The sequence below is a fragment of the Endozoicomonas sp. ALB091 genome, assembly GCF_049310265.1.
In the GTDB taxonomy this organism is placed as follows: Bacteria; Pseudomonadota; Gammaproteobacteria; order Pseudomonadales; family Endozoicomonadaceae; genus Endozoicomonas.
The window spans coordinates 942,920-957,761 of record NZ_JBLYNQ010000007.1; the positions used below are offsets into that span (position 1 = coordinate 942,920).

9 protein-coding genes are annotated in these 14,842 nt (G+C 53.5%); all 9 read left to right on the forward strand.

Annotation, left to right across the window (positions count from 1 at the left end):
• Positions 1-222 precede the first annotated feature (222 nt).
• The 9 genes from ACO6UX_RS15895 (at position 223) to ACO6UX_RS15935 (ending at position 14,605) form a co-directional block, all read left to right on the forward strand.
• On the forward strand, positions 223-936 hold the full coding sequence (locus ACO6UX_RS15895; RefSeq protein WP_422449216.1) for an SEL1-like repeat protein: 714 nt from the start codon (positions 223-225) through the stop codon (positions 934-936).
• A gap of 447 nt (positions 937-1,383) precedes the next feature.
• Positions 1,384-2,016 carry a hypothetical protein gene (locus ACO6UX_RS15900; protein ID WP_422449218.1) on the forward strand — a complete coding sequence of 211 codons (633 nt, stop codon included), beginning with the start codon at positions 1,384-1,386 and terminating at the stop codon, positions 2,014-2,016.
• Between the two features lie 215 nt (positions 2,017-2,231).
• Positions 2,232-3,803: an RING finger domain-containing protein gene (locus ACO6UX_RS15905; RefSeq protein WP_422449220.1), complete on the forward strand. Its 1,572-nt coding sequence runs from the start codon at positions 2,232-2,234 to the stop codon at positions 3,801-3,803.
• A 169-nt stretch (positions 3,804-3,972) separates the two neighbouring features.
• On the forward strand, positions 3,973-5,181 hold the full coding sequence (locus ACO6UX_RS15910) for an RING finger domain-containing protein (RefSeq protein ID WP_422449222.1): 1,209 nt from the start codon (positions 3,973-3,975) through the stop codon (positions 5,179-5,181).
• Positions 5,182-5,437: 256 nt separating this feature from the next.
• The gene (locus tag ACO6UX_RS15915; RefSeq protein WP_422449224.1) at positions 5,438-6,721 is read left to right on the forward strand and encodes an RING finger domain-containing protein; all 1,284 of its coding nucleotides are present in this window, start codon (positions 5,438-5,440) and stop codon (positions 6,719-6,721) included.
• 357 nt (positions 6,722-7,078) lie between these two features.
• Complete coding sequence (locus tag ACO6UX_RS15920; protein ID WP_422449226.1) at positions 7,079-8,458, forward strand: RING finger domain-containing protein; 1,380 nt, start codon at positions 7,079-7,081, stop codon at positions 8,456-8,458.
• Positions 8,459-8,801: 343 nt separating this feature from the next.
• Positions 8,802-10,715, forward strand: a complete 1,914-nt coding sequence (locus tag ACO6UX_RS15925) for an RING finger domain-containing protein (RefSeq protein WP_422449228.1) — start codon at positions 8,802-8,804, stop codon at positions 10,713-10,715.
• A 172-nt stretch (positions 10,716-10,887) separates the two neighbouring features.
• A complete protein-coding gene (locus tag ACO6UX_RS15930) occupies positions 10,888-12,372 on the forward strand; it encodes an ankyrin repeat domain-containing protein (protein WP_422449230.1) in 1,485 nt (494 codons plus the stop codon).
• 535 nt (positions 12,373-12,907) lie between these two features.
• The gene (locus ACO6UX_RS15935; protein WP_422449232.1) at positions 12,908-14,605 is read left to right on the forward strand and encodes an RING finger domain-containing protein; all 1,698 of its coding nucleotides are present in this window, start codon (positions 12,908-12,910) and stop codon (positions 14,603-14,605) included.
• Positions 14,606-14,842 lie beyond the last annotated feature (237 nt).

Sequence of the window (14,842 nt, forward strand, 5' to 3'; positions counted from 1 at the left end):
CTCCCCATCAACCTCATCGAAAAAATGCACTATCGTTTCATATTTCCCCGGGGTATATCTCAAAGCCGAATCAATTTTATCCGCGTAATAAGCAACACATTTTTTGTGGATCGACACGTTAGCATAACTAACCAATCGGTCAGTGATTTTTGCGAAAGCAAATGATCAAGTACTTTACGTTTCAAAATAATCAAGTCGTAAAAACGTAAAGGAATGTGTGACATGAATAACCCTCCACCCAGTGCCGGAGTGGTCCCAGTGGACTATTTCACTAATTGCCCGGTCTGTTTGGAAAAAATCTTACCTCCCGAACATCCGCAATTTGCGGGCAGACGCATCGCCCTGGTCAAGCCCTGCGGACATAAATTCCACTTTGAGTGCAATGCTCCCTGGATAGAAGAAAAACTGACATGCCCTTTCGACCGGGTAGTCATTGAGGAGGTAGTGGTAATGCTGAACCTGCCCCGAGACTGGCAGGAGATGATGGTTATTGCAGCAAAAGAGGGCAATATCGAGATCATCCAGGCCCTGCTGAACCGGGGTGCAGACGTGGATGCGAACAAAGCCGAGGGGGATACCCCCCTGGCCTGGGCTGTGGAGACAAAGCACTTTGATGCAGCTCTGCTGTTGGCCAGCAGGGGAACATCTGACCCGATCAGTCTGTTCAAACTGGGGAATCTGTTCCGCGATGGTGACAGGAACCTCCCGGCAGATCTGCACCAGGCGGAAAGCTGTTACCTGAAGGCGGCCGGGCTGGGGAGTGTCAAGGCCATGTCCTGCCTGGGCTCCATTTATCTCAAAGGTGGCAATGACTTCCCGGTAAATCTTCAGCAGGCGAAATACTGGTTAAACAAGGCTGTCAGGGGAGGGTGCCCCAGGGCCATAGCCAGCATGGGCTCTCTGTTTGTGAAAAAGATGGCAAGCGCTTTCCGTTAAGTAGCTGGCCATATGGAATCGAATATTTCTGGCTACTTGGGCTGGTACTATGCGAGGCACAACGGAGGGAGCATAGCCGTAGCCATGTGACCGGAGTTGTAACGAAGCACGACTGCATGGATGCAGGAGCTAGAGCAACGCAGGAGCAGTTGCCGGGAGTGCCAGCACAAGGAGTCAGAAATATATGATTTCATATGGTTAGCTACTTAACCCGGAAGAACTTGGAAAAAATGGGCTATACCGTTAAAGTCATGGCCCTGAATTCAGGTTTACTGGCAATCCATTTCAGGAATAAAAAACCGGTTGGCAATTCTGCCCTCCCGGAAAGGTTTTTTATGGGTAATAAAAGGCAGCTCACCGACCTTTAGCTCTTTTCCCGTCCGTCCCCGTCTCTATTGTTAAACTGATGTCAACCCGGTACCGGTTCTGTTGGCTGAGGATTCACTGATGAACAACACCCAAATCAACTATGCCGTTCAGGACGCCATTGAGTGGTCACTGATGCACGGCATGGCGGTAAAAACCGCCAAAGATTCTGCACGACACTGTGCCTTCAGCTTTGCCCCCACCCTGATCGGGCGTGAACGCTTTGAATTGTTGAAATCCATTGTGCCATTGATGGGCAAGCTGATTCACGGTGTTTCAGAAGACCATGGTTTTCTTCTGGATGCCATTGAGCCGCTGTGCAGTGGCGATGTCTTTTTTGCCAGCCTGCTGGAGCAGCACCAGAACATCCACAGCAGCACCAAGCCTGCCAGACGGCTGCCCATGCTGCTGATGCGCACAGACTTTATGGACGATGCAGAGTCTGGCCCGAAACTGATCGAATTTAATGGCATTGCTGCCGGTATGGGGCCTTTTGGTCAACGGGCCCATGAGTTGCACCATTATCTGCAGTATCAGTGGCCAGCGGCCTTTCAATCCTGGTCCGAGGCAGATGACCTTGAACTGATTCCAAATCATGGCATAGAACATCTGGCCAGGGGTGCAACAGCCTCTGAAGGCGGGGTCCATAGCGGTCAGGGGGCGGTGGACTCACTGGCCTGCACCCGCCCCCCCTGGCAACGCCTGTGTTTCTGACGCCCTATTGCGCTGAAGACTGGTGCTTTATTTGGTGATCGTCGTCTTTTCTCAAGGTACAAATCTTCATGCTCATCGCGGTCGTTGGAAAACACGACAGGTATCGGATCCTGCAGGTCTTTTTTTGAGTTTTTAGCGCCTGGTTATTGGATCTTTTTGGCGTTTACCCGGTCTGAGTAACCAACCCAGAAAACGTAAGTGAAAAAGTCTCTTACATGGACAGCATTCCCTCCAGTCCGGCAGAAGCCATACCCACTGAGAATGCAATCTGCCCGATATGCCACGATGATCTCTACCGACCTGAAGACCCGGAATTTGCGGGCAGGCACGTCACCATAGCCAGGCCTTGCGGACATAAATTCCACCTTAACTGCCTTACCACCTGGACCGATGATCACCTGACGTGCCCCGTGGGGCGCAGAGTCATTGAGACCGTAGAGCTGGAAATCCTCACCCTGCCCCCGGACTGGCGGCAGCAGATGATCACGGCAGCAAAGGAGGGCGATATCAGGACCATCCGTGCCCTGCTGAACCGGGGGGCAGACGTGGGTGCAGGCCAGCCAGGGGAGCCTTCCCCCCTGGTCTGGGCCGCTACCAACAAGCATCTTGAGGTTGCCCTGCTGCTGGCCAGCAGGGGAGGACCCGACCCGATCGGTCTGTGCAAGCTGGGGGATCTGTTCCAGGATGGTGGCGAGGGCATTGAGGTAAATCTGCATGTAGCGGAGCGCTGGTATATGAAGGCAGCCATGCTGGGGAATGACTTAGCCATGAACAACCTGGGCCTCCTGTATAACAATGGTGGCGAGGGCTTTCCGGCAGATCTGCACAAGGCAAAATACTGGCTGCAAAAGGCGGCTGATCTGGATAACACTGTTGCCATGTACAACCTGGGCGAACTCTATGAGCAAGGTGGAGCGGACTTTCCGGTAGATCTCCGTGAGGCAGAACGATGGTACATTAAAGCGGCCAGACTGGATGATGCCATATCCATGTACAATCTGGGCTACCTGAATGAGCATGGTGGCAAGGACTTTCCGGTCAATCTGCACGAAGCTGAGCTCTGGTACTTAAAGGCGATTGAGCATGGGCATACTGGTGCCATGAACAACCTGGGCTTCCTGTATTTGGAAGGTGGCAAGGGCTTGCCAGCGAATCCGGAGCAAGGGAAGTTCCTGTTGTTCAAGGCGGCCGGGCTGGATGAAGAGTCAGCCATGTACAACCTGGGCTTACTGTATCAGCATGGTGGCGTGGGCTTTGAGGTAGATCTGCATGAAGCGGAACGATGGTATCTAAATGCAGCTGAGCTGGGGGATGTTATGGCCATGAACAACCTGGGCTACCTGTATGAGCATGGTAGCAAGGACTTTGCGGTAGATCTGTGCAAAGCGGAGCACTGGTACCTGGAAGCGGTTCGGCTGGAGTATTCTGTGGCCATGAACAACCTGGGCCTCCTGTATTTGTACGGTGGCGAGGGCTTGCCAGCGAATCCGGAGCAAGGGAAACGCTTGTTGCTCAGGGCGGTCGGGCTGGGAAACGCTTCAGCCATGAACAACCTGGGCTGCCTTTACAGGGATGGTGGCGAGGGCTTTGAGGTAGATCTGCCCCAGGCAAGAGCCTTGTTTCTCAAGGCGGCTGGGCTGGGAGATGCCTCGGCCATGAGAAACCTGAAAAAACTCCCTGAACCGCAACCCGCTAAAAAACGCGGGTTTGATGAAGCCTTTCCTGATGAACCCGACCACGCCTGCCCGGAAGGCGAATCCGGGGCTGGAGGCATAAAACGGTGTTAACGAGGGCTTCCCGACAGATCAGCTACAAGCGTTAATCACAAAGCTGCAATTATTCCCGGCACAGATGTGACCCGTTGATGATCATTGAGATTTTCAGAGCCTGGTACTGGATATTTTTGGGTTCTACCCGGTCTGAGTAACCAACCCAAACACGCAAGGGGTACCTTAGATGAACCGTGTTTCGTCCATTGCAGCAGTCATACCCACTGCCCCCCCAAACTGCCCGATCTGCCACGATGATCTCTACCGACCTGAAAATCCCGAGTTTGCGGGCAGGTACGTCGCCACAGCCAGGCCCTGCGGGCATAAATTCCACTTTAAATGCCTTGATCGCTGGAGAAAGGATCATCTTGAGTGCCCTTACGGGCGAAGGGCCATTGAGGATATGTTGTTGGAAAACCGGACCTTGCCCGGGGGCTGGCAGCAGCAGATGACCAATGCGGCAAAACAAGGCGATATCGGGATCATCCGGGTTCTGCTGAACCTGGGTGCGGACGTGGATGCGGGCCAGAGCCCGGGTAAAACACCACTGGCTCTGGCCGCTACCAATAAGCACCTCGATGTTGCTCTGCTACTGGCCGACCGGGGGGGGGCCGACCTGGTCGGTCTGAGAGAACTGGGGCGTTTGTACAGGTTTGGTGGCGAGGGCGTTCCGGTCGATCTGCGCAAAGCGGAGTGCTGGTTACTTAGGGCGGCCGTGCTGGGGGATGCTTCAGCCATGTGCCTCCTGGCTCACCTGTATCATCATGGTGGCGAGGGCTTTGGGGTAGATCTGCGTAAAGCGGAGTACTGGTACCGGGAGGCGGCTGGGAGGGGGATTGTTCTGGCCATGAGCAATCTGGGTTACCTGTATCAGTATGGTGGCGAGGGCTTTGAGGCAGATCCGGACCGGGGAACGTTCCTGTTGTTCAAGGCGGCCGGGCTGGGGAGTGTTGGAGCCATGTACAACCTTGGCAACCTGTATCACCATGGTGGCGTGGGCTTCAAGATAGATCTGCGCAAAGCGGAGCACTGGTATCTGCACGCGATCAAGCGGAGGTGCTCTGCGGCCATGAACAATTTGGCTGTCCTGTATCTGCGCGGTGGCAAAGACTTTCCGGCAAATCCGCACAAGGGAAAACGCCTGTTGCTCAAGGCGGCCGGGCTGGGTGATGCTGTCGCCATGTACTGCCTGGGCCAGCTGTATGAGTATGGTAGAACGGACTTTCCGACAGATCCCGGCAAAGCGCAGAGCTGGTACCAGAAGGCGGCTGAATTGGGGAATGCCCGGGCCATGAAAAAACTGGAAGAACTCTCTAAACCGCAACCCGCTAAAAAACGCGGGTTTGATGAAGCCTTTCCTGATGAACCCGGCCACGCCCATCCACAGGAGCCATGAATCCGGTAACCAATGCTGGCCTGTTAAAGTTCAGGCCTACTTAAACGACAATAAATTTGTATCTCTATACTTCCTGCATCCATAAAAATGTGTACGTTATGACTGTATAACCACTTTTTTTTGGATATTTTGCCCTGTTCTGGAATTCATGAAATCTATAAAGCTGTTTTTTGATATTTTCAGAACCTGTTACGGGATATTTTTGAGATCAACACAGTCAGAGTAACAATCCCAAAACGCAAGGAAGTTACCTGGCGTGAACAGCGTGCCCTTCAGTACAGCAGTTGTTGTACCCACCGAGCCCCCAACCTGCCCGATCTGCCATGATGACCTCTACTCACCCAAAAATCGGAAGTTTGTGGGCAGGCACGTCGCTATTGCCAGACCCTGCGGGCATAAGTTTCACTTTAAGTGCCTTTCCCGCTGGACAAAAGACTACGTGACCTGCCCTTACGGGCAGGAAGTCATTAAAAATATGGTGGTGAAAAACCTGCCCCTGCCCCGGGGCTGGAAGAATCAGATGGTCAACGCGGCAGAGGAGGGTGATATCAAGATCATCCAGGCCCTGCTGCAACGGGGAGCGAAGGTGGATGCGGGCCAAACTGCGGGTGAAACTCCCCTGGCCCTGGCCGTTGCCAATAAGCATCTCGATGCTGCCCTGCTGCTGGCCGGAAGGGGTGGATCCGACCCGATCGGTCTGAGAAACCTGGGGAATCTTTTCAAGGATGGTGGTGAGGGCATTGTGGTAGATCTAAGCAAATCGGAGCACTGGTACCTGAAGGCAGCTGGATTGGGGGATGCCTGCGCCATGAATAACCTGGCCCTACTGTATCTGGATGGCGGCGAGGGCTTACCGGCAGATCATCAGGATCAGGGAAAGTTCCTGTTGTTCAAGGCGGCTGGGCTTGGGGATTCCGGAGCCATGTCCAATCTGGGCTGGCACTGTTTTAAGGGTGACAAGGGCTTTGAGCAAGATCTACACCAGGCGAAATCCTGGTGGCTCAAGGCGGTTGAGCTGAGATATGTTCTAGCCATGCATCACCTGGGAAGCCTGTATCTGCATGGTGGCGAGAACTTTCCGGCAGATCTGCACCAGGCGAAAACCTTGTTGCTCAAGGTGATTGAGCTGGGAAAAGATCCAGCCATTATAGCTTCAGCCATGTACATGCTGGGTCGCCTATATCAGTATGGTGGCGAGGGCTTTAAGATAGATCTGCTTGAAGCGGAGCGCTGGTACCTGAAAGCCATTGAGCTGGGGTCTCATCTGGCCATGAGTAGCCTGGGTCATCTGTATCTGCGTGGTGGCGAAAAATTTCCGGAACATAGGTACAAGGGAAAACGACTGTTGCTCAAGGCGGCTCAGTTGAGGAGAGACCTGGACATCAAAAAACTGAAAAAAGTCTCTAAACCGCAACCCGCTAAAAAACGCGGGCTTGATGAAGCCTTTCCTGATGAAACCGGCCGCGCCCACACAGAGGGCGAATCCACGGCAGCAGACAGTAACGGGTATAAAACGATGATAGAGCAGGCTTCCCGATAGAGCCGCCAAATGCCCATGGCAGGTGACAATATTTTGTGTCCCCCGGGAGGCTGTCCAGAGTTATTTCCGGGTTATCCCGGGATCATCAAAGGAGCCATGAATCCGGTAACCAATGCTGGCCTGTTAAAGTCTGGGTCGAATTAAACGACAATGAATTTATATCTATATACCTCCTGCATCGATAAAATTGTATATGTTATAACTGTATAACCACTTTTTTTCGGATATTTTGCCCTGTTCTGGAATTCACGAAATCTATAAAGCTGTTTTTTGATATTTTCAGAACCTGTTACGGGATATTTTTGAGATCAACACAGTCAGAGTAGCAATCCCAAAAATGCAAGGGAGTTACCTGGTATGAACAGCCTTCCCTCCAGTGCAGCAGTTGTTGTACCCACCGAGCCCTCAATCTGCCCGATCTGCCATGATGGCCTCTACTCATCCACTAATCGGAAGTTTGTGGGCAGGCGTGTCGCTATTGCCAGGCCCTGCGGGCATAAGTTTCACTTTAAGTGCCTTTCCCGCTGGACCAAAGACCATCTGACCTGCCCTTACGGGCGGGAAGTCATTAACAATATTATGGTGGTGAAAAACCTGCCCCTGCCACGGGGCTGGCGGCGTCAAATGGTCAACGCGGCAAAGGAGGGTGATCTCAAGATCATCCAGGCCCTGCTGCAACGGGGGGCGAAGGTGGATGCGGGCCGAACTGTGGGTAAAACTCCCCTGGCCCGGGCCGCTGCCAATAAGCACCTCGATGTTGCTCTGCTGCTCGCCAGAAGGGGAGGATCCGACCCGATCGGACTGAACAACCTGGGGAAGCTGCTCCACGATGGTTGTGAGGGCATTCCGGTAGACCTAAGCAAAGCGGAGCACTGGTACCTCAAGGCGGCTGAGTTGGGGGATATTGCAGGCATGTGGCATCTGGGCTACCTGTATCATTATGGTGGCAAGGACTTCGCGGTAGATCTGCACAAAGCGGAGAGCTGGTACCTTAAGGCGGCTGAGCTGGGGCATATTAAAGCCATGTGCGGCCTGGGCATGGTGTATAGCGACGGTGGCGAGGGCTTTCCAGCCGATCTGCACAAAGCCGAGAGCTGGTACCTGAAGGCGGCTGAGCTGGGGCATGTTGTAGCCATGAATAATCTGGGCTACCTGTATCATTATGGTGGTGAGGACTTCGCGGTAGATCTGCGCAAAGCGGAGCGATTGTACATAGAGGCGGCTGGGCTGGGGGATGCTTGCGCCATGAGCAACCTGGGCCTGGTGTACCTGGAGGGAGGCGAGGGCTTACCGGCAGATCCGGATCGGGGAAAGCTCCTGTTGTTCAAAGCGGCTGGGCTGGGGGATATTGGAGCCATGTTTCACCTGGGTTGCTTTTATCTGGATGGCGACGAGAACTTTCCGGTAGATCTGCGCCAGGCGAAAATCTGGTTGCTCAAAGCGGCTGATCTGGGTTGCGCTGCTGCCATGTACAACCTGAGCGAGCTGTATGAGCGCAGTGGAGCGAACTTTCCGGTAGATCTGGACCAGGCGAAAGCCTGGTTGCTCAAGGCGGCTGAGTTGGGGTATGACCTGGCCATCAAAAAACTGGAAAAAGCCTTTAAACCGCAACCCGCTAAAAAACGCGGGTTTGATGAAGCCTTTCCTGATGAAACCGGCCGCGCCCACACAGTGGGCGAATCCACGGCAGCAGACTGTAAGGGTTATAAAACGATGGTAGAGAATGCTCCCCGATAGATCCACCAAATGCCCATGGCACGTCCCCGGGAGGCTGTCCCGGGTTATTTCAGGATTATCCCGGGATCATCAAAGGGGCCATGAATCCGGTAACCAATGTCGGCCTGTTAAAGTCCAGATCGACTTAAACGACAATAAATCTATATCTTTATACCTCCTGCATCCATAAAATTGTGTAAGTTATAATCGTATAACCGCCTTCTTTTCCGATATTTTGACCTTTTCTGTAATTCAAGAAATCTATAAAGCTGGTTTTTTGATATTTTCAGAACCTGTTACGGGATATTTTTGAGATCAACACAGTCAGAGTAGCAATCCCAAAAACGTAAGGGAGTTACCTGGCATGAACAGCGTTCCCTCCAGTGCAGCAGTTATTGTACCCACCGAGCCTCCAATCTGCCCGATCTGCCATGATAGCCTCTACTCATCCAAAAATCGGAAGTTTGTGGGCAGGCACGTCGCTATTGCCAGGCCCTGCGGGCATAAGTTTCACTTTAAGTGCCTTTCCCGCTGGACAAAAGACCATCTGACCTGCCCTTACGGGCGGGGAGTCATTAAACATATGGTGGTGAAAAACCTGCCCCTGCCCCGGGGCTGGCGGCGTCAGATGGTCAACGCGGCAAAGGAGGGTGATATCAAGATCATCCAGACCCTGCTGCAACGGGGGGCAAAGGTGGATGCGGGCCGGACTTCAGGAAAAACCCCCCTTGCCTGGGCCGCTGCCAATAAGCACCTCGATGCTGCCCTGCTGCTGGCCAGAAGGGGTGGATCCGACCCGATCGGTCTGAGCAACCTGGGGTGTCTTTTCCAGAATGGTGGTGAGGGCATTCCGGTAGATCTGCACAAAGCGGAGCACTGGTACCTCAAGGCGGCTGAGTTGGGGGATATTGCAGCCATGTGGCAGCTGGGCCACCTGTATCAGCATGGTGGCAAGGGCTTTCCGGTAGATCTGCACAAAGCCGAGAGCTGGTACCTTAAGGCGGCTGAGCTGGGGGATATTGCAGCCATGTGCAGACTGGGCATCGTCTTTGCAAATGGTGGCGAGGGCTTTCCAGCCGATCTGCACAAAGCCGAGAGCTGGTACCTTAAGGCGGCTGAGCTGGGGGATATTATAGCCATGAACAACCTGGGCTGCCTGTATCATAATGGTGGCAAGGACTTCGCGGTAGATCTGCGCAAAGCGGAGCACTGGTACTGTGAGGCGGCTGGATTGGGGGATGCCTGCACCATGACTAACCTGGCCATACTGTATCTGGATGGCGGCGAGGGCTTACCGGCAGATCAGGATCAGGCAAAGTTCCTGTTGTTCAAGGCGGCTGGAATGGGGGATGTTGGAGCAATGACCAGTCTGGGCTGGCAGTATTTCAAGGGTAACAATGGCTTTGAGAAAGATCTGCACCAGGCGAAATCCTGGTGGCTCAAGGCGATTGAGCTGGGATGTGCTAAAGCCATGCTTCACCTGGGTTACCTGTGTCTTCATGGTGGCGAGAACTTTCCGGCAGATCTGCACCAGGCGAAAATCTGGTTGCTCAAGGCGGTTGAGCTGGGGGAAGATCCAGCCATTGTAGCTTCAGCCATGTACCAGCTGGTTTACCTTCATCACTATGCTGACCAGGACTTTGGGTTAGATCTGCGTGAAGCGGAGCGCTTGTACCTGAAAGCCATTGAGCTGGGGTCTCCTCTGGCCATGAGTAAACTGGGTCACCTGTATCTGGGTGGTGGCAAGAACTTTCCGGCAGACCAGTACAAGGGAGAACGCCTGTTGCTCAAGGCGGCTGAGCTGGGAAATGCGCCATCCATGAACACCCTCGGCAACCGTTATGTGCTTGGTGACGTGGGCTTTGAGGCAGATCCGCACAAAGCAAAACACTTTTTCCTCAAGGCCGCTGAGCTGGGATATGTTTCAGCCATGAGCAACCTGGGCTGGTTATATCTGTATGGTCGCAAACACTTTCAGGTGGATCTGCAGCAGGCGAAGCTCTGGTTGCTCAAGGCGGCTGACCTGGGTAACGCTTGGGCCATGTTCCACCTGAGTCATCTGTATGAGCATGGTGGGGCGGACTTCCCGGTAGATCTGGACCAGGCGAAGGCCTGGTTGCTCAAGGCGGCTGAGTTGGGGAATGACCTGGCCATCAAAAAACTGGAAAAAGTCTCTAAACCACAACCAGCTAAAAAACGCGGGTTTGATAAAACCTTTACTGATGAACCCGGCCACGCCCGCCCGGAAGGAGAATCCGGGGCTGGAGGCATAAAATGATGATAGCGAGGGCTTCCGGATCAGCTACAAGCGTTAATCACAAAGCTTCAATGATTCCCGGCAGAGATGTGACCCATTGATGATCATTGAGATTTTCAGAGCCTGGTAATGGATATTTTTGGGGGCTACCCGGTCTGAGTAACGGACTTAGCAATGTAACGAAGCCCCTTACATGAACAGCGTTCCATCCAGTGCGACTGTAGCCATACCCACCGCCCCCTCAAACTGCCCGATCTGCCACGATGACCTCTACCGACCTGAAAAGCCGGAGTTTGTCGGCAGGCACGTCGCCATAGCCAGGCCCTGCGGGCATAAATTCCACCTTAACTGCCTTACCCGCTGGACAGAAGCTCATCTGAAGTGCCCCTGCGGGCGAGGGGCCATTGAGGGTGTGGTGGTAGAAAACCTGACCTTGCCCAGGGGCTGGAAGCAGCAGATGGTCAAGGCGGCAAAGAAAGGCGATATCGGGATCATCCGGGCCCTGCTGAACCGGGGTGCGGACGTGGATGCAGGCCAGAGCCCGGGCAAAACGCCACTGGCCCTGGCCGCTATCAATAAGCACCTCGATGTTGCCCTGCTGCTGGCCGACCGGGGAGGGTCCGACCCAATCGGCCTGAGAAAGCTGGGGTATCTGTACCGGCTTGGCGGCGAGGGCGTTCCAGTAGATCTGTGCAAAGCGGAGCAATGGTTTCTTAAGGCTGCTGAGCTGTGGGACGCTTCCGCCATGTACAGCCTGGGCTGCCTGTATCAGGATGGTGGCGAGGGCATTGCGGTAGATCTGCGCAAAGCGGAGCGTTGGTACTATGAGGCGGCTGGACTGGGGCATATTGCTGCCATGAACAACCTGGGTCACCTTTATCAGCATGGTCGCGAGGGCTTTAAGGCAGATCCGGACCAGGGAAAGTTCCTGTTGTTCAAGGCGGCCGGGCAGGGCTGTGTCACCGCCATGTACAACCTGGGGTGCCTCTATCAGCATGGTGGCGTGGGTTTTGAGGTAGATTTACGTGAAGCGGAGCGATGGTACATAAAGGCGATTGGACTGGGGGATCCCCGGGCCATGAATAACCTGGGTGAACTGTATCTGCGCGGTGACAGGGGCTTTGAGGCAAATCCATATCTGGGAAAGCGCCTGTTGCTCAGGGCCTCTGGGCTGGGGATTACGCAATCCATGAACATCCTCGGCAACCGTTATGCGAATGGTGGCGAAGGCTTTGAGGCAGACCCGCACAAAGCGGAACAATTGTACCGCAAAGCCGCTGAGCTGGGATATGTTTCAGCCATGAGCAACCTGGGCTGCTTATATCTGTATGGTCGCAAACGCTTTCCAGTGGATCTGCAACAGGCGAAGTTTTGGTTGCTCAAGGCGGCTGATCTGGGTAACGCTGCGGCCATGTTCCACCTGAGTCATCTGTATGAGCATGGTGGGGTGGACTTTTCGGTAGATCTGGACCAGGCGAAGGCCTGGTTGCTCAAGGCGGCTGAGTTGGGGAATGACCTGGCCATGAAAAAACTGGAAAAACTCTCTAAACCGCTACCAGCTAAAAAGCGCGGGTTTGATGAAGCCTTTCCTGATGAACCCGGCCGCGCCCACCCAGAGGGCGAATCCACTGCAGCAGACAGTAACGGGCATAAAACGATGGTAGAGAAGGCTTCCTGATAGATCCACCAAATGCCCATGGTACGTGACAATATTTTGCGTCCCCCGGGAGGCTGTCCAGAGTTATTTCCGGATTATCCCGGGACCATCAAAGGAGCCATGAATCCGATAAGGAATTGTCCCGGAATAACTTCATCATTTTATTCAGTCCGGGAAAATGTCGCCGCCCGCTTCCCGCCACCCGCTGCCCGCAAAAGCACAAGTGGTTCCAGCTTTTCGGGAAGCGGGCGGCGGGTAGCGGGTAGCGACTGTAGAAATGTCGAAGTTATTTCAGGACAGCTCCTAACCAATGCTGGCCTGTTAAAGTTCACGTCGATTTAAACGACAATAAATTTGTATCTCTATACTTCCTGCATCCATAAAATTGTGTACGTTATAACCGTATAAACGCCTTATTTTCGGATATTTTGACCTGTTCTGGAATTCATGAAATATATAAAGCTGTTTTTTGATATTTTTAGATCCTGGTACGGGATATTTTTGAGATCAACACAGTCAGAGTAACAATCCCAAAAACATAAGGAAGTTACCTGGCGTGAACAGCGTGCCCTCCAGTACAGCAGTTGTTGTACCCACCGAGCCCCCAACCTGCCCGATCTGCCATGATGACCTCTACTCACCCAAAAATCGGAAGTTTGTGGGCAGGCGCGTCGCTATTGCCAGACCCTGTGGGCATAAGTTTCACTTTAAGTGCCTTTCCCGCTGGACAAAAGACCACGTGACCTGCCCTTACGAGCGGAAAGTCATTAAAAATATGGTGGTGAAAAACCTGCACCTGCCCCGGGGCTGGAAGAACAAGATGGTCAACGCGGCAGAGGAGGGTGATATCAAGATCCTCCAGGCCCTGCTGCAACGGGGGGCAAAGGTGGATGCGGGCCAAACTGCGGGTGAAACTCCCCTGGCCCTGGCCGTTGACAATAAGCATCTCAATGCTGCCCTGCTGCTGGCCGGAAGGGGAGGATCGGACCCGATCGGTCTGAGCAACCTGGGAAGACTGTTCAATGATGGTGGTGAGGGCATTCCGGTAGATCTGCACAAAGCGGAGCATTGGTATCTCAAGGCGGCTGAGTTGGGGGATGTTGAAGCCATGTGGCATCTGGGCTACCTGTATCAGTTTGGTGGCGAGGGCTTGTCGATAGATCTGCATAAAGCCGTGAGCTGGTACCTTAAGGCGGCTGAGCTGGGGGATATTGAAGCCATGTGCAGCCTGGGCATCGTGTATGCAAATGGTGGTGAGGGCTTTCCAGCCGATCCGCACAAAGCCGAGAGCTGGTACCTTAAGTCGGCTGAGCTGGGGGATACTACAGCCATGAATAACCTGGCCTGCCTGTATCAAGACGGTGGCAAGGACTTCGCGGTAGATCTGGGCAAATCGGAGCACTGGTACCTGAAGGCGGTTGGATTGGGGGATGTCTGCGCCATGAATAACCTGGCACTACTGTATCTGGATGGCGGCGAGGGCTTACCGGCAGATCATCAGGATCGGGGAAAGTCCCGGTTGTTCAAGGCGGCTGAGTTGGGGGATCTTGGAGCCATGACCAACTTGGGGTGCCAGTATTTCCACGGTGAGGATGGCTTTGAGAAAGATCTGCACCAGGCGAAATCCTGGTGGCTCAAGGCGGGTGAGCTGGGATATGTTGAAGCGATGCATCACCTGAGTTACCTGTATCTGCATGGTGGCGAGAACTTTCCGGCAGATCTGCATCAGGCGAAAATCTGGTTGCTCAAGGTGGTTGAGCCGGGAAAAGATCCAGCCAATATAGCTTCAGCCATGTACATGCTGGGCCGCCTATATCATTTTGGTGGCGCGGGCTTTGAGGTAGATCTGCATGAAGCGGAGCGATGGTACCTGAAGGCGGCTGGGCTGGGGGATGTTTTAGCCATGTACAACCTGGGTCGCCTATATCAGTATGGTGGCGAGGGCTTTAAGATAGATCTGCGTGAAGCAGAGCGATGGTACCTGAAAGCCATTGAGCTGGGGTCTCCTCTGGCCATGAGTAGGCTGGGTCACCTGTATCTGCGTGGTGGCGAAAAATTTCCGGAACATAGGTACGAGGGAAAACGACTGTTGCTCAAGGCTGCTCAACTGAGGAGAGACCTGGCCATCAAAAATCGGGAAAAAGCCTCTAAACCGCAACTCGCAAAAAAACGCGGACTTGATGAAGACTTTCCTGAAGAACCCGGCCGCGCCCACCCAGAGGGCGAATCCACGGCAGCAGACTGTAAGGCATAAAATGATGGTAGAGCAGGCTTCCCGACAGATCCGCCAAATGCCCATGGCAGGTGACAATATTTTGCGTCCCACGGGAGCGAAAAAAGGTTCAGCAAAATATGTTTCACGACAATGAATATATATCTATACATCCTGCATCGATAAAATTGTGTGCGTTATAACCGTATAACCACCTTCTTTTCCCATATTTTGATCTGTTCTGGAATTCAGGAAATCCACAAAGCTGGTTTTTTGATA

Excerpts from the sequence above, each read along its gene's own strand:
- ACO6UX_RS15895 (WP_422449216.1), top strand. The coding sequence starts at position 223 with ATGAATAACCCTCCACCCAGTGCCGGAGTGGTCCCAGTGGACTATTTC.
- ACO6UX_RS15900 (WP_422449218.1), top strand. The coding sequence starts at position 1,384 with ATGAACAACACCCAAATCAACTATGCCGTTCAGGACGCCATTGAGTGG.
- ACO6UX_RS15905 (WP_422449220.1), top strand. The coding sequence starts at position 2,232 with ATGGACAGCATTCCCTCCAGTCCGGCAGAAGCCATACCCACTGAGAAT.
- ACO6UX_RS15910 (WP_422449222.1), top strand. The coding sequence starts at position 3,973 with ATGAACCGTGTTTCGTCCATTGCAGCAGTCATACCCACTGCCCCCCCA.
- ACO6UX_RS15920 (WP_422449226.1), top strand. The coding sequence starts at position 7,079 with ATGAACAGCCTTCCCTCCAGTGCAGCAGTTGTTGTACCCACCGAGCCC.
- ACO6UX_RS15925 (WP_422449228.1), top strand. The coding sequence starts at position 8,802 with ATGAACAGCGTTCCCTCCAGTGCAGCAGTTATTGTACCCACCGAGCCT.
- ACO6UX_RS15930 (WP_422449230.1), top strand. The coding sequence starts at position 10,888 with ATGAACAGCGTTCCATCCAGTGCGACTGTAGCCATACCCACCGCCCCC.